This window comes from Pseudomonas sp. GZJR-8 (genome assembly GCF_002916705.1).
GTDB classification, from domain to species: Bacteria; Pseudomonadota; Gammaproteobacteria; order Pseudomonadales; family Pseudomonadaceae; genus Aquipseudomonas; species Aquipseudomonas synxantha_A.
In genome coordinates this window covers 532,696-547,315 of sequence record NZ_JXSI01000003.1, presented here as the reverse complement: position 1 = coordinate 547,315, position 14,620 = coordinate 532,696, and the positions used below count along the sequence as shown (strand labels likewise).

Annotated in this window: 15 protein-coding genes and 1 tRNA gene; 14 read left to right on the top strand and 2 right to left on the bottom strand. The window is 53.9% G+C overall.

All coding sequences use genetic code 11. From position 1 onward, the window contains the following. Window positions 1–808: 808 nt before the first annotated feature. The 5 genes from TK42_RS08775 to TK42_RS08755 all read left to right on the top strand — a co-directional run bounded on the left by TK42_RS08775 (window position 809) and on the right by TK42_RS08755 (window position 7,710). A complete protein-coding gene (locus TK42_RS08775; protein WP_103734032.1) occupies window positions 809–2,671 on the top strand; it encodes a hypothetical protein in 1,863 nt (620 codons plus the stop codon). Next, the gene (locus TK42_RS08770) at window positions 2,668–4,398 is read left to right on the top strand and encodes a chemotaxis protein (RefSeq protein WP_103734031.1); all 1,731 of its coding nucleotides are present in this window, start codon (window positions 2,668–2,670) and stop codon (window positions 4,396–4,398) included. The genes TK42_RS08775 and TK42_RS08770 overlap by 4 nt, the downstream gene beginning before the upstream one ends. 824 nt (window positions 4,399–5,222) lie before the next feature. Continuing rightward, window positions 5,223–6,068, top strand: coding sequence for a hypothetical protein (locus TK42_RS08765; protein ID WP_103734030.1), 846 nt, complete (start codon window positions 5,223–5,225; stop codon window positions 6,066–6,068). Then, window positions 6,065–6,406, top strand: a complete 342-nt coding sequence (locus TK42_RS08760; protein ID WP_103734029.1) for a hypothetical protein — start codon at window positions 6,065–6,067, stop codon at window positions 6,404–6,406. Before TK42_RS08765 ends, TK42_RS08760 begins: the two co-directional genes overlap by 4 nt. A 293-nt stretch (window positions 6,407–6,699) precedes the next feature. Continuing rightward, window positions 6,700–7,710, top strand: coding sequence for a reverse transcriptase family protein (locus TK42_RS08755; protein WP_103734028.1), 1,011 nt, complete (start codon window positions 6,700–6,702; stop codon window positions 7,708–7,710). A 192-nt stretch (window positions 7,711–7,902) separates the two neighbouring features. On the opposite strand, the gene TK42_RS08750 is transcribed toward TK42_RS08755, so the two are convergent. Together TK42_RS08750 and TK42_RS08745 are read right to left on the bottom strand one after the other, a co-directional pair. Beyond that, entirely contained in the window at window positions 7,903–8,112 is a 210-nt protein-coding gene (locus TK42_RS08750) for a hypothetical protein (RefSeq protein ID WP_256584539.1), read from the bottom strand. 225 nt (window positions 8,113–8,337) lie between these two features. Beyond that, window positions 8,338–8,414: transfer RNA gene (locus tag TK42_RS08745), tRNA-Arg, on the bottom strand. Between the two features lie 195 nt (window positions 8,415–8,609). Here TK42_RS08745 and TK42_RS08740 point away from each other — a divergent pair. From TK42_RS08740 to gabD, 9 genes are all read left to right on the top strand, one after another. Then, on the top strand, window positions 8,610–9,326 hold the full coding sequence (locus tag TK42_RS08740) for a Crp/Fnr family transcriptional regulator (RefSeq protein ID WP_103734026.1): 717 nt from the start codon (window positions 8,610–8,612) through the stop codon (window positions 9,324–9,326). An 87-nt stretch (window positions 9,327–9,413) separates the two neighbouring features. Beyond that, complete coding sequence (locus tag TK42_RS08735; protein WP_177464436.1) at window positions 9,414–9,956, top strand: RNA polymerase sigma factor; 543 nt, start codon at window positions 9,414–9,416, stop codon at window positions 9,954–9,956. Window positions 9,957–10,059: 103 nt separating this feature from the next. Continuing rightward, window positions 10,060–10,287: a RebB family R body protein gene (locus tag TK42_RS08730; RefSeq protein ID WP_003187543.1), complete on the top strand. Its 228-nt coding sequence runs from the start codon at window positions 10,060–10,062 to the stop codon at window positions 10,285–10,287. Window positions 10,288–10,305: 18 nt separating this feature from the next. Next, entirely contained in the window at window positions 10,306–10,878 is a 573-nt protein-coding gene (locus TK42_RS08725) for a hypothetical protein (protein ID WP_078819992.1), read from the top strand. Between the two features lie 82 nt (window positions 10,879–10,960). After that, window positions 10,961–11,587 carry a hypothetical protein gene (locus TK42_RS08720; protein WP_003187547.1) on the top strand — a complete coding sequence of 209 codons (627 nt, stop codon included), beginning with the start codon at window positions 10,961–10,963 and terminating at the stop codon, window positions 11,585–11,587. Window positions 11,588–11,627: 40 nt separating this feature from the next. After that, window positions 11,628–11,948: a hypothetical protein gene (locus TK42_RS08715; RefSeq protein ID WP_103734024.1), complete on the top strand. Its 321-nt coding sequence runs from the start codon at window positions 11,628–11,630 to the stop codon at window positions 11,946–11,948. Window positions 11,949–12,030: 82 nt separating this feature from the next. After that, window positions 12,031–12,345, top strand: coding sequence for a RebB family R body protein (locus TK42_RS08710; protein WP_005783676.1), 315 nt, complete (start codon window positions 12,031–12,033; stop codon window positions 12,343–12,345). Window positions 12,346–12,395: 50 nt separating this feature from the next. Then, window positions 12,396–12,710, top strand: coding sequence for a RebB family R body protein (locus TK42_RS08705; protein WP_003187551.1), 315 nt, complete (start codon window positions 12,396–12,398; stop codon window positions 12,708–12,710). 296 nt (window positions 12,711–13,006) lie between these two features. Beyond that, window positions 13,007–14,449, top strand: a complete 1,443-nt coding sequence (gabD, locus tag TK42_RS08700; RefSeq protein WP_032878469.1) for an NADP-dependent succinate-semialdehyde dehydrogenase — start codon at window positions 13,007–13,009, stop codon at window positions 14,447–14,449. The last annotated feature ends 171 nt before the right edge of the window (window positions 14,450–14,620 follow it).

The window sequence follows — 14,620 nt, the reverse complement described above, 5'->3', positions numbered from 1 at the left end:
GTTGAAATTGAAAGGATCTTGAAGAAAAAAGGGCATCGTTACCGTATTGGTAACGGTACTCGCAGATGGCTGAAAGGGTAGGGCATATGCACAGGTGAAGTGGAGTTCACCAGGTTCACCTGTTCACTAAGCTGGGTGCCCTTCCGCTAACACGATCCGGCGGGTTTCCGACCCCGTACCCACCGGATAACCCCAGGGTCCCCGGCGATTTCAGACCTGTCCGCCGCCATTCGGCGGGGCATCGCACACTCCAAGCCGTGCCAAACCAACATGCGAAGGGCCACTCGCGATCTTACCAAAGCCAAGAGCATGATCGATCTCCCTTCGCTGAAGGAGCGATATTAATGGGGCTCGGGGGATACCTCAATAAAACCGTGTTACGGGTGTTACGCGTGTTACGCGTGTTACGAATTCTTTTAACTATCTGATTTTAAAAAGTTTATTTGGCGTTACACGGCCGTGCTTCTTTTGCCGATAGACGTGTTACATGGCAAATGGGTGTTACATCAATAACAGCTCTGCGAGGAGCGGCTCATGATGATTAAGTCGACTGCCGTTGCACCTGGGCCCGTCGCTTAGAAGGGCCGCTACAGGCCGATAGCGATCATCCACCACCGGTAGCTATCACTATGGCTGTGTAAAAACGTAGACTCCATTTTAAAGTTCTCACTTCACAGCGCTGGTATACATGGAGTGGTCGAGGCGCAGATGCTTTACCTCAGTCGACTCAAATGCCATTCCCCGCTACCCTAGCTACCCTAGCTATCCTGATATCGCCACCAAATTGCGTCCCATTGAGGAGTCACGGATGATCCTTCCCACCCTCGCCGATGTCGTCGAGCTTGCTAAAAATGGAACGCTGTTAGAGGCCGTTTTCAGTGATCGATGGCAATGTCGATACGAGCACTTCGATTCGATTGCTCAACTATTTGCCGACGCCCACAACGAGGGTCATTTCGATCTACTGGACACACTCTCTGCCAGTGGCCTTTCCGTCTTTAGTGGCTATCAGGGTTATCAAGGCCGAAGGATATACGGCTTAGCTATTGAACGCTTGAACACCTCTGTAACGGCTTTACTGCCAGCACTAAGGATTCTCGCAGCCCAAGCAGACGGCGAAATTCACGAAGTCACCGAGAGTTTTCGTGCGTGGTGTTGTGCTTCGCCGAATAGACCGAGGGAGCTACTTGATTTGGTCGACTCTGGAGAGCTCGATGCCTGCGATTTTATCAGTCTGCACATTGCCATTCGCAGCGGGCTGAAAGCGGATCATCCCTACTTCTCTGAACGGGCTTATGCGTTGATTGAGACTGGTACGCCTGGTGAGAAGGCTCAGGTTATCCAGGCTTTATCCTCCCCGCCATTTAACGATGACGCTCAATGGCGCCGAGTATTGGATGTGCTTAAGGACTCAGTAGTAACGGAGTCTGACGATGGGCTTCGTAGTGCACTGGCAAGAACGCTGTTGAGCTTTACAGAGTCGATTCCTCATCATTTCGCGGCAGCGCTTGATGAGCTGATCTGCCAGGTTTCTGTTCCGACTACACCAAAGGTCGCTCACCATCTTGCCTATGCACTTGCCTTCAGCTTCAAAGACATTACTCCATCGTTAAGATCATCACTGTTGAGACTGCTCGGAGTCATCCAGCCGGAAGTCCAAACTCAAAAGCTTATCGACCTGGGCTTGGCCAACCTAGTGAAAGCGGGTGGAGCGGATCAGGCTCGCTCTTTTATCACTAAGCTGCTCCTGCAGCCGGACTCAAATCTTTGTTTTGATCATTTCGACTCAACAATTAGGAGTCTCACTGACGGGCCTGTCCATGACTTCGAGACTTGGATCGTCAGCTGGCTGCGGACAGCACCTAATTCGCTATGCAGAGCACTGAATGAAAGCTTCTTCCGTAGCCAGGAGGAGTACACGTTCCAACTGGACTTCACCCAGTTCAATTTTACTAAAAGCGAATACGCTGTCATCGCTCGCAGGGCGGCTGCAGTCTTCTTCATGAATCCTGCAATTGCCGCTAGCTTCCTGGTGAATTTAGCGCGATGCCCTCCGCGTGCAAGCGACGAGCATGCTCTCGAACACATTGATCCGTCATCTTCTGCGCAGCCTGAACAACCTAATGTGACGCCAAGTCAGACGAGGGAGCCTGAAGATTGGGATACCGTACTGAGTGATCTGTTGTTTGATCCGCTGCTCATCAACTACACCAGTGCCCAAAAACATCTTCAGCCCATCGCCGACGACAGCAATGACAAAGCTGCTCCGATGGTAAAGCGCGCGCTCAACAGCCTTAAGCAGTACTGCGATGGAATTGAGAAGGTTGGGTTTATCGTAGAACTCCTGCCCTCGGAGCGTGAAAGACAGCTAGAGGGGCAGCGACGCTCTGACGTCATGAACGATGCGATGCGGGCAAGTCGGAAAGCCTCACCCTTCGCTGGTATTTTTGCCGAAAGCATTCTGCTTTATGGAAGTGGGGTGGTGACGTGGGTCGAGGACAGCCTGAGTTCAAACGATAGCTGTGATCAGGGTGAAAACCGACCTAGGCGGTTGGAACAACCGCTCGCAAGCATCAGCCACAGTGTTGAATGGCCGCGCGAAGAGATACTTGAACCCGTCAGTTTGCAGTTGAAATTGATGAGTCTTCAAACTGTAGGTGGACGAGAATGAAGCTCGTATTCAGAGAGTACCTTGCCTCCCTTCGAGAACGACGCGAGCTCGATGTGGTGCTACCTGACTTGCTCAGCGAGTTAGGCTTTAATGTGATTTCGCGCCCTTCCGTTGGGACGCGGCAGTACGGCGTGGATGTTGCTGCTGTTGGAAGTGACTCGGACTCGCAAACAGGTGGTTCTGAGGAAAAGTTATTTTTGTTCTCAATCAAGCAGGGGGATCTCACTCGCAACGATTGGGACGGCACGACGCAGGCGCTGAGAGGGTCGATCAACGAGATCACGGACTTCTACATCCCCGTCCGGATTTCCGAACAATATAAGCACATGAAAGTGGTTATTTGCCTATGTTTCGGGGGCGAAATCCATGAGGCTATTCAGGATATAGTCACGCAGTACATCAAGCTCAAGACGGATGAACGCGTTTCCTTTCAGATCTGGAACGGGGATTTCCTGGCCGGAAAGCTGACGGACGGTGTGTTACAGCAGCAATTGGTCGACGAGCGCTTACGTAGTAGCTTCCAGAAGTCGGTCGCTATGATCGACGAGCCGGATATTGCGTATAAGCATTTTAGCAACCTAGCGAAGGGATTGTTGGGCGGCGAAGACCTGAAGCCGCAATCTCGGCTGACCAGCCTGAGGCAGGTCTACATTTGCTTGTGGGTGCTGTTCGTCTGGGCGCGTGCCGCAGGTAATCTGGAAGCACCCTATCGGGCCAGCGAGCGCGCCATCCTGTTAGCATGGGAACACATCAAAGAGCACATTGACGCAAAGCAACAGAAGAAAATTGCGGAGGAGATGGGTAGCACTTTTGCAGAGCTTTTGGACCTCCACTTCCAAATCTGGGACGAATTTTTAGGCAAAAAGGTATTGCCCTACGTCCAAGTGCGGCATGGTATCTCTGCGTCGGTGAACACCTCGACATCGGTAGACATCAATCTCAAACTGTTCGAGACACTAGGACGGATTGCCCAGCGTGGTCTCTGGTTGCTTTGGCAGGTAAGTATGGATGATGCAGTTCCTCAACGACGCCCGAAAACCGAGGCAGGCGACATATCCAAGTTCGACGAGGCCTTCAAGCTTGCCTCCCAGATTACGCAGCTAATCAATAACAACCCGAGCTTACTCAGCCCAATCGCAGATGAGCAGTCGATCGACATAGGTGTCGCCCTGACTTTCCTCTCCATGATGGAAGAATGGCGGCCGTTTGCAGTCAATTACTGTGGTCACCTACTCGAGAACTACTGGTTTACCTATTGGGGACATGGTCGTTACCCAACAATCGATGCAAGCTATCGAAACCTGATCAGTCACCCCAGAGAATCCACCGAGATCTATCGTGAAGGTCAAACCAAAGGCAGCACTTTGATCCCGCTCTTGATGATTTGGGCGGCATCGCGAGGCGAAACAGAGAGAACCAGAGAGTTTGCAGCTTTCGCCAAGGAATCTCTCAAGCATTGCACCATGCAGGCCTGGGTGCCAGGCGGTAACAGTGAGGAGATGTTGTATAGAGGTGTACCTGGGCATGGTCTAGCACTCACGAATATTCCCGTGACCGCGGACGGCGCTGCAGCGATCAAAATGCTAAACGCCGAGGTTTCGAGAGATTGTCATCTAATGACGTTGTCAGCTGTGAAACACGGGCACTGGCCAATCCTGGTTATGGCGTGTAGGCACTATCGGTTACCACTGCCGCCTCACCTGTGGGTGCCGCTCCTCTCTCCTTAGACTCTTAGGCTACTTGCCGTCTACCGCGAACGACCGTTATGGCTCGTTTGCTTCCTTCAGACATGCAGCAAACGGCCAAAAGCAAACCTCAAATGAGTCTAAGATATTAGGGCCAATCCATCTTGGCCACTTAAAGTGCTTACGACGTTCCACTAGCGAGCTAAAAGAAAAGGAAATTTCATGGCTGTAAATGTCAGCTCAAATCAACGTATAGCCCTGCTTACAACACTCGTGTTATCCATGCTGATTTTATTGCTGCATTTTCCATTCGATGGCTATGTTACGCAACACAGCTACACAGTTCCTTCGCTCACAGCGTGTCCTGAGGGAGACCTCAGGGAGAGGCTCAGAGAGCTTGGCGCGGAGGCGTTCAACAAAACTTTAACAGCATGTCAGGGGCGGTCCGTGATCGCGGAGCTTCCACTATCCGAATGGCGAAGCAATGGTGCGGCTACCTATTGGCTCGCGTCGCCGATTCATGCATTAGTCGCTGTCATTTCAATTGTTACATTTGGCATTGCGAGTTTTCTGGCCATGAGACCGTCGCACATTTCTCGCCCATAGGAAAAACAGGCCCGAGCGGAACGTCTGCTTTATGGCTAGCTGCTGGCGTTAATCGTCCAGACGCTACCGTTCGCGAATGGCTCCGACGACTTAGAGCGGCTACACGGTACGCGCTCGTGCTGAGCTCGGATATCGTAGTGAAATAGACTTTGAACTCATTGGCCTTGATAGCACGCTGCCACCCGTCTATATTCCATCAGCCTGCATGGAAACGTGCAAAATTTCGGCCTATAGGCTTGAAGCTCAACAGGCACGACCCCATGGATACAAAAGAAAACTTCAATACTATATTAAACCTCATTGCTCGCCAGCCTTGGATTGGAGAAAAAACCTCCGAGCTGAGCCATGTGCTATATGAGGAGTGCAAATGCGCCAATTCCCGCGAGATGCTAATAAAAATCCTTGATAACTTCTCCTACCTATCAGCCCAAGAGTATAGCCAGAAATTAAACTTATTAGCTGAGGAGGTTATGTCCGAAGCAGGTTACGAGGATAACGCCCAAATAGTAGCAATGGCAGCTGACTCTGGCCCAGACAGCTCGCAAGAGCTTTTATACAATTTAAAGTATATCTTCACAAAAAGGGGGTGGCACAGCTTTTGCGGGGTTAATACTTTTGGCGCGGCTCTAAAAATTTTCAACCGCACAGGGCGCAAAACAATCTACGTTATTGATGATTTTGTTGGTTCAGGTAAGACAGTTATAGGGCGCCATAAAGCACTCACAAGTGTTTTCACTAATGCAGGTGTGACCGATTTTTCAATTACGTTCAAAGTATTAGTTTCAACTCTTCACGGTTTTGAGGCAGTTAGAGCCGCTGGGATCGCAATCTCTGCTCAACTCACCATTAAAAAGGCCATTGATGAATTTTTTCCGGAGGAGATTGCAGCTCAGTACCGATCCTTAATGGAAGATTTAGAATCAGGTTTGTCCCAAGATTATGAAGGCATAGAGCTACCGAAGCTTGGTTACAACGGCGCTCAGGCTGCTTATTGTCGAGAAGCTGCGAACACTCCTAATAGCGTATTTCCTATTTTTTGGTGGCCATTTTATATTGACAATAAAAAACGAAAAACCATGCTTCATAGAGCTATGAGGGATGCATGATTAAGTACACTACGCCCAGTATGCTTCGTGCGGATTTTGTGATAATGAAAGTTTTGCATGAGTCATTATCCGGGTTGCAACCATATACGATATTAAAGCGCAGCAAGCTCTCTGGTGAAATATTTTTCAAGGTGTTCAGCGCTCTAGCTGCAAAGAAATTGATAATTGAGCGCGACTCTCTTATTCACTTAAGTACGGAAGGAAGAGCAGTTTTTTTAGCCGGTTCGGGAAGGGTGTTATCAGGCCGAAAAAGCTGGCGACAGGTTCCGAGTGATATGAAAGGTCGCAAAATTCTACTTGGCGACTTCTATGTGCCTAACATCTATCTACTAGATTAATGGCCTAGGGCAAATCGAATTTGTTTTTTTGTTTGTATTTCTGTATTCTCACCTTTGCCCACAGAGGCTAGTACGTTGGAGTGCAGTCGCTCCCTAGGTTAAGGTGTCCGATAACCGATATTGCAACCACTGGCGGTGAAGCATACCAGTGGCTGCAATGCTACAACGCTTCGCGTTTCCGCAAACCGCAAGGCGCACAAAAGCGGGCTTCGCCCACTTCCGCACGCCTCGCGGTTTAGAGCGCAAGTCTAGAAGGTAGCCATCTGTGGGCTTTTTATGAAAAAAATAAATGAATGGAAGCACTTTTTTTAAGTCGCGGAATTCCTCAAAAGACAATAGATCAATACCTTGATCAGATAAAGTTACTTACAGTATCTAACTCTCCAATCGTTTTTGAAGTTGAGCACTTGTCCCTTTTGCTTGGGATAGAGTATTTAACTATCCAGGCAATGATAAACGGAACTCCTAAATTTTATAGGGAGTTCACTATTAAAAAAAGAGCAGGTGGTAATCGTACCATACATGCCCCCTATCCCAGTCTTCTTCATTGCCAGGATTGGATTTATCAAAATATTCTTCTCAACTGCGCCGTTCATGATAACGCTCACGGCTACATTCCTAAACGATCAATTTTCACTAACGCAACCCCTCATCTTAACTGCAAAGTTTTGCTGAAGATGGATCTAAAGGACTTTTTTCCATCAATAGGAATTGGTTGGGTAGTAAATCTTTTCTCAGGGCTTGGTTATTCGCACGGCGTGTCATACGCATTGGCGTCTTTATGTTGCAACAATGGCTGCTTGGTCCAGGGCGCGTCTACAAGCCCCTACCTTACGAATGTTCTGCTGCATGGGTTGGACGAACGACTTACTAAATTAGCATCCAAGAGTAACTTGAAATATACCCGTTACGCTGATGATATGACCTTTTCAGGTGGCTACATTTCGAATAAGATGCCCGCACTTATAGAATCTATTGTGAATGATTACGGGCTTGTAGTGAATGCTACAAAAACTAAATTAATGATAAATAAAAACAAGAAAATTGTCACGGGGCTATCAGTCGCTGCCGATGCGCTCAGAATTACTAGAGAGCTCCGGCGCTCCATAAGGCAGGCGGTACATTATATCGAGCGATATGGCTTTCTCTCTCATGTATCACAAGAAAAAATCAAAGATCCGTTTTACCTGGATTCTATTTTAGGGAAGGTCAATTTTTGGTTGCAAGCGGAGCCTCATAGTTCTGATGCCAAGAATTGCCGCGACGTATTACTGCCCTATTTCGGTAAAAATTATCAGGCATAGTTACTTAATAGACGTGTCTATAGTTCGCCTTTTACATTCCACTAGCACTTACAAAGTGCCAACGACTGCTATGGGCCGAACGCGGTCATAAGCTCAAGGCCGTCACAAATGAGAGGCCGATAAGGTCTGAATCTTTGTTTTGTCAGGATAAGATCTAGCGAAGCGGAGGCTGTTTAGGCTTCCGCTTCTTCATTATCCGTTCTTTCTTTTGAGTTGGAGGCCAATGAAATCAAGCTCTGCTTTGATTGCATCAATCGTGAGCGTCTCAACTTTGGTGTCAGTGTTTGCCCTTGCGTTGAGCTTTTTCATGCCAGCCATGCCGAGAATTATCCCGTTCAAATGCAGCTTTCGGGCCTTTAGGTAATCAGGCATCTGAGCACTGTTCTGTGGTGTTTTATTCATGATTAGACCGATGGTTGGCCCGAAGCAGCCGACCCTCGCCGGTTGCTTCGCGAAAAAGGGGACCGCGAAAAAGGAAAAAGGGGACAGATTTATTTTCACGACGAAAAAGGGGGCGGCAATCCCAGACAGCCCAAACCGAAACCCCGCTCAACTCCCTCCCAACACCACCTCCCAACCCACAAAAAAGCCCCAGATCTCCCGACCTGAGGCTTTTTCATTCATATCTGGTGCACCCGGCGGGATTCGAACCCACGACCCCTGCCTTCGGAGGGCAGTACTCTATCCAGCTGAGCTACGGATGCTTGTGCGGGCGACATCATACCCATGTCGACCTGATGCGTCCATTCCGGCATTTCCCCCGCCCTCTGTCGTCCATTTCCGACAAAAAATGGCTAATCGCCACCCTCATTCACAACTCCCCGCGCCGCACGTCCCTTTGTTTGCTTTGCTCTTGTGGCTTTAACCCGCTTCCACGCCGCAATTCCCCAGGTGAACGCATGCATTCCAAAGGAACCGTGATGCTCGATCTCCCGCTCAGACAAACCCTGCTGGCTCGCTCCGATTTGTTTCGAGGTATGCCGGAGCATCTCTTGCGCTACGTTGCCACCCATATGGTGGAGCGTGTGCTGGATGATCGTGAGCTGTTGTATTTCAAGGACGACACACTCGAATTTATTGCGTTGGTGGTGGAGGGTCGGATTTATTCGGTGGTGCATGGGCCCGATGGTCGGGAGCAGATCATTGGCAGTACCGGGGCCGGGCAGGTGGTGGGGGAGACGGCGTTGATCAAGGATCATGGGCGCGAGTCTTCCACCTTTGCCAGTGGCCCTACGCGCTTGTTGCAGTTGGGCAGTCGGCATTTTGCTGTGTTGTTTGAGGAGCCGGTGTTTCTGCGGCGTTTGTTGATGTTGATGATGCTGCGTTTGCTGCACGCCATCGAGTTGCTGGAGTTGGTGTGCCTGCATCGGCTGGAGTCGCGGTTGGCGCGGTTTTTGTTGGCCAATCTGGGCGAGATCGACCTGGCGCTGGCCTTGCCCAGTGTGTCGCTGCCCGCCAGCCAGGGGGTGTTGGCGTCGATGCTGAATACCAGTCGCCCCAAGCTTAATGTGCAGCTGCAAGTGTGGCGTCGCAATGGCGTGATCAGCGGCAATCTGGAGCGCATGGTGATCAACGATGTTGAGCAGTTGCGGCGCAAGGCTTTTGCGCTGAATTAGTTGCCGCAGTGTTCCCCAGGTAACAGCGTACCCCCGTCGAGCCCTCGCAGACTGGCCCTTCATCAAGGATGCACAGGAGTGCTGGCGATGGGGATGACTGTTGAGTTCAAGGATCAATGGGCCGCCGATGACCGTTTGTTCGAAGCGAGTTGGCGCGCTGTGCAGGGCGAGCTAAAGCGCCGGGCGTTGCGGCGGGCCAAGGGCAATCTGGATCAGGGCCAGGAATGGTTGGCGGCCACGGCGATCAAGGCCCTGTTGTTTTTTCGGCGTTCGCCGGAGCGCATTCGTGACCCTGAGGGGTTTCTGTTTCTGGTGCTCGATCATGTGTTTCTCGACAGCTTGCGGCGCAGCAAGCGCGAGGGGCGGCTGTTCGATGATTCGGTGGATCTTGAACACGATCACTTGGCCGCGCTCGCCGCGCCCTGCGCTTCGGTGCTGGAGCGGGTGGAATGTTATGAGCGCCTGGAGCAGATCGAGGCGCACGTCGCACGGTTACCGCTGTTGCAGCAGCGTTTGTTCGAGATGCGTTTTGTCGACGACCTGCCTTACCCGCAAATCGCCGCCGAGTTACACGTGAAGCTACCGCTGGTGCGCAAGCGTGTGCAACTGCTGCGCAGTGCTTTGCGCTGAAGGTGATTCACAGACGTTGGCGTGGGGCGTTCTAGTGATATGAGCGCAGCACGCCGCCGCTATCCACACCCAAACCTGGGTGAATGCCATCAAGGAGAGATGTATGACAGAGGTCAACAGCCAGATCACCGACGCGGTCACTCAAACCAACGTCAAGGTGGTGGCCGAGGCGCCGGCCCAGGCCATCGCGTCGCTGTACCAGGTGGCCAGCAGTGCGGCGGGCCTTTCGTTGCAGAACGCGGTCAACAGCCAGCAGGCGATGAATCAGATTTCCAACGCGGTGATCTCCAAGGCCGTGGCGCTGATCATGCAGATTGGCGAGAAGGGCTGAGGCCTCGGGAGATTGATTATGTCGTGGTTCAGCAGAAAGAAACCCGCCGCCTCCCAAGCAACGCCCGCCGCCGACCCGCCGCCGCCAGCGCCCGCTGCACCGGCCTCGCGCTCGATCATGGCGCGCATGAACGAGCACCTGCTCAACCAGGTAAGCACGCCGTCGCCCGATAGCACGGCGGCGCTCAATAGCCAGATCGTGCAGGCGGTGCAGTTCACCAACGCGCAGAACTTTGCCTATGCCCCGGCGCAGATCGCGGTGCCGGCCGACATGATGATCAGCCAGGCGGCCGGGCTGGTGGCGCAGGCGGCGGCGGGGTACTTCGACGGGGTCAGCAAGATCGCGTTGGCGGCCCAGGCCGTGCTGCTCCAGCAAATGACCGAGAACATCGTCAACGACAACCTGCCAGGCGCTGCCGAAGACGCCTTGGGCGCCTTGGCCACCGACCTGCTGGTGGGCGCCGCTGCCGCCGTGGCCGCCGCCGCCGGTGCGATGGAAGCCGAAGCCGCCAGCGTGGCCATCGACAAGATCGACCAGAGCATCGCCAAGTACGCGAGCACCCTGGCCAACCGGGCCGCGCCAGCGGCCTGAACCCAGCACAGCGCTCCAGCGTTCGGCTGGAGCGGTGCAACAGCAACTTGAAAGCAACTTTTCTTGAGTGAGGAGCGACATCATGCAGCCTGGAGATATTATTTTTTCTGTCAAACAAGATGACGACAGCGCTACGCGGGCGTTTATCAAAGCCGGTCAACTGGTCAAGGCCAAGGTGTTCTCGCAGGACACGACCTACCTGAATGTGGTTCACCCGGCGATTGCGGTAAGCGACACGATGGTGATCGAAAGTGTCGGCAGTGGCCTGGCCCTGACCGACCTGAGCCTGGAAAAACCGCCGCGCTCGGCGATGGTGTTTTCCTGCGTGGATACCGAACTGGGCGAGGCGGCGACGGTAGCTGCCAAGCAGTTCTACTTCGACAAGATCGGCGGTGATATTCGGGGCCGCTACAGCGTGTGGAACGCGATGATTTCAGCGTTCCGGCGCTGGACTTCCGATACCAGCCTGGTGACGCGGATCAACGAGTCCATCGACATCGGCAGCGGGTCCTTTTGTTCGCAGTTCGCGGCCAACTGCTATGAAGTCGGCAACCTCTACAACGAGGCCAATCTGCTGCCGCCTCCGCCTGCCATTTTCCCCAACCAGCCTAGCGCCATAACGCCTGCGGAGTTGGCGACCTTCTGTGATTCCTCGCCGCACTTTTACTTTGCCGGGTTCTGGCAGGACAACGTTGAGGTGCGGCTTTAGCGGCGCTGTTGCCGTCCAGCCAGTGCCGCAGGAGGTTCACATGCAGCCACCGGTTCTATCCAGCGCTGATCGCCAGCGGCTTGAGGCGATGCTGCGCAGCCCGCAGATGTTCGAGGGTGCGCCGCGAGCCATCGTTGACGAGAGCCTCAAACGCGCGGTGCAAGTGCTTGAACAATCGAAGATCAACGAGCAGGCCATTCGCCAGGCCGCCCAGCAGAGCGAGGCGGCGGTACGCCAAGCGCTGAGTGGCGCGCCCGATCAAAGCGTCGAGCAGTTGGATCTCAAGCGTGAAGTGAACAAGGAGATCCAGCAGTTGATCGCACGGATCGAGGCCGCCCGGGCCGGACCTGCGAAATCCTGAAGCCACAGGTTTCACAGCCCTTGTTTGGCAACGTTCATTGATGAACACGGAATGCACCGTGTACTAAATAAGGAAATTGATCATGGCATTTGTTAACGAGCAAATTACCGACGCGGTCACCCAGACCAACGTCAAAGTGGTGGCCGAATCGCCAGCGATGGCGATGAGCACCATCTATCAATCCATGGCGCAGGCCACGGCGATTCTGTTCCAGAACGCCGTGTCGGCCCAACAGCAGCAAAACACCCTGGCTCAGGCGGCCACCAACCAGGGCGTGATGCAGATCTACAGCGTCGATACCACCGCAGGTGCGGCGGCCACCGAGAAAGTCGCCCAGGGCGGCGTGTCGGATAACCTCACCAGCCTGTTGACCGTGCTCAAGTCTTTCCAGCCTTAAGCACTGAGCGATAACGGATGTTGTTCTTTCTCAACCCAGGAGTTTCAACCATGAGTACAGTCAGCCCGCAAATCACCGATGCCGTCACCCAGACCAACGTCAAGGTGGTTGCCGAATCACCCGCGATGGCCATGAGCACCATCTACCAATCCATGGGCCAGGCCACGGCGATCCTGTTCCAGAACTCGGTCTCGGCCCAACAGCAACAAAACACCCTGGCCCAGGCGGCCACCAACCAGGGCGTGATGCAGATCTACAGTGTCGACACCACCGCTGGCGCCGCGGCCACCGAAAAAGTCGCCCAGGGCGGCGTGGCCGACAACTTGACCAGCCTGCTGGCCGTGCTCAAGTCGTTCCAACCTTAAGCTGCGAGGTCCCCAACGGCCCCGGCGCCCACAAGGCTCCGGGGCTGTTGTCGTGTGTGCGCTTGATCTGAAAGATGAGCTGGATGCGCCATATTCGTTCTTTTTTTCGAACATCCTATTGCCCTGTACCCCCATTGATCCTAGGATTCGTTTGAGATTTCAAACGCTCTGTCTCCCGTGCGCACTTTTATTTCTTCTGCGCGCTGGGGCTGATTTCCCTGACGGCAGCCCACAAGGCGCCTTTCAACAACTCTAATTCGCTCCGCGTGCGCGCGGTGCTGTTAAGGAAAGCCGACATGCAGCTCAAAGATACCCAATTGTTCCGCCAGCAAGCCTTTATCGATGGCGCTTGGGTCGATGCGGACAACGGTCAGACCATCAAGGTCAACAACCCCGCCACGGGCGAGATTCTCGGCACCGTGCCGAAGATGGGCGCCGCGGAAACCCGCCGTGCCATCGAAGCCGCCGACAAGGCGCTGCCGGCCTGGCGTGCACTCACCGCCAAGGAGCGCGCCAACAAGCTGCGCCGCTGGTTTGAACTGTTGATCGAAAACCAGGACGACCTCGGCCGCCTGATGACCCTCGAACAAGGCAAGCCACTGGCCGAAGCCAAGGGCGAAATCGTCTACGCCGCCTCCTTTATCGAGTGGTTCGCCGAAGAAGCCAAGCGCATCTACGGTGACGTGATCCCCGGCCACCAGCCCGACAAGCGCCTGATCGTGATCAAGCAGCCTATCGGCGTGACCGCAGCCATCACTCCGTGGAACTTCCCTGCGGCGATGATCACCCGCAAAGCCGGCCCGGCCCTGGCCGCCGGTTGCACCATGGTGATCAAGCCGGCCTCGCAAACGCCGTTCTCGGCCCTGGCCCTGGTTGAGCTGGCGCACCGCGCCGGTATCCCCAAAGGCGTGCTCAGCGTGGTCACCGGCAGCGCCGGCGACATCGGCGGCGAACTGACCAGCAACCCGATCGTGCGTAAATTGTCCTTCACCGGCTCGACCGAAATTGGTCGCCAGTTGATGGCCGAATGCGCCAAGGACATCAAGAAAGTCTCCCTGGAGTTGGGCGGTAACGCACCGTTCATCGTGTTCGACGACGCCGACCTGGATAAGGCCGTCGAAGGCGCGATCATCTCCAAGTACCGCAACAACGGCCAGACCTGCGTGTGCGCCAACCGCCTGTACATTCAGGATTCGGTGTACGACGCCTTCGCTGAAAAGCTCAAGGTGGCGGTGACCAAATTGAAGATCGGTAACGGTCTGGAAGAAGGCACCACCACGGGCCCGCTGATCGACGAAAAAGCCGTGGCCAAGGTTCAGGAACATATCGCTGATGCCCTGAGCAAAGGCGCCACGCTGCTGGCCGGTGGCAAGGCGATGGAAGGCAACTTCTTTGAGCCGACCATCCTCACCAACGTCTCCAAAGACGCCGCCGTGGCCAAGGAAGAAACCTTCGGCCCGCTGGCGCCGCTGTTCCGCTTCAAAGATGAAGCCGACGTTATCGCGATGGCCAACGACACCGAGTTCGGCCTGGCCTCTTACTTCTACGCCCGTGACCTGGGCCGTGTGTTCCGTGTGGCCGAGGCCCTGGAGTACGGTATGGTCGGCGTCAACACCGGGTTGATCTCCAACGAAGTGGCGCCGTTCGGCGGCATCAAGGCGTCGGGCCTGGGCCGTGAAGGCTCCAAGTACGGGATCGAGGATTACCTGGAAATCAAATACCTCTGCCTGGGTATCTAAGGCGCGGGATTGCAGTAAACGCAGAGGGCACGAGAGCGCTGTCCCTTTGCGTGTTTCACATCGTAATTCGTAGTGGCCGGGAAAGCTGGGGCAGTCGATCATCGAATGCTGCCGTAGTTGCCTCCCCGCCACGTATGCCTTGGACCACGCCACCCGATGAGTGGCGAATGA

Excerpts from the sequence above, each read along its gene's own strand:
- TK42_RS08750 (WP_256584539.1), bottom strand. The coding sequence starts at position 8,112 with ATGAATAAAACACCACAGAACAGTGCTCAGATGCCTGATTACCTAAAG.
- TK42_RS08775 (WP_103734032.1), top strand. The coding sequence starts at position 809 with ATGATCCTTCCCACCCTCGCCGATGTCGTCGAGCTTGCTAAAAATGGA.
- TK42_RS08725 (WP_078819992.1), top strand. The coding sequence starts at position 10,306 with ATGTCGTGGTTCAGCAGAAAGAAACCCGCCGCCTCCCAAGCAACGCCC.
- TK42_RS08755 (WP_103734028.1), top strand. The coding sequence starts at position 6,700 with ATGGAAGCACTTTTTTTAAGTCGCGGAATTCCTCAAAAGACAATAGAT.
- TK42_RS08730 (WP_003187543.1), top strand. The coding sequence starts at position 10,060 with ATGACAGAGGTCAACAGCCAGATCACCGACGCGGTCACTCAAACCAAC.
- gabD (WP_032878469.1), top strand. The coding sequence starts at position 13,007 with ATGCAGCTCAAAGATACCCAATTGTTCCGCCAGCAAGCCTTTATCGAT.
- TK42_RS08740 (WP_103734026.1), top strand. The coding sequence starts at position 8,610 with ATGCATTCCAAAGGAACCGTGATGCTCGATCTCCCGCTCAGACAAACC.
- TK42_RS08705 (WP_003187551.1), top strand. The coding sequence starts at position 12,396 with ATGAGTACAGTCAGCCCGCAAATCACCGATGCCGTCACCCAGACCAAC.
- TK42_RS08765 (WP_103734030.1), top strand. The coding sequence starts at position 5,223 with ATGGATACAAAAGAAAACTTCAATACTATATTAAACCTCATTGCTCGC.
- TK42_RS08715 (WP_103734024.1), top strand. The coding sequence starts at position 11,628 with ATGCAGCCACCGGTTCTATCCAGCGCTGATCGCCAGCGGCTTGAGGCG.
- TK42_RS08770 (WP_103734031.1), top strand. The coding sequence starts at position 2,668 with ATGAAGCTCGTATTCAGAGAGTACCTTGCCTCCCTTCGAGAACGACGC.
- TK42_RS08735 (WP_177464436.1), top strand. The coding sequence starts at position 9,414 with ATGGGGATGACTGTTGAGTTCAAGGATCAATGGGCCGCCGATGACCGT.
- TK42_RS08720 (WP_003187547.1), top strand. The coding sequence starts at position 10,961 with ATGCAGCCTGGAGATATTATTTTTTCTGTCAAACAAGATGACGACAGC.
- TK42_RS08760 (WP_103734029.1), top strand. The coding sequence starts at position 6,065 with ATGATTAAGTACACTACGCCCAGTATGCTTCGTGCGGATTTTGTGATA.
- TK42_RS08710 (WP_005783676.1), top strand. The coding sequence starts at position 12,031 with ATGGCATTTGTTAACGAGCAAATTACCGACGCGGTCACCCAGACCAAC.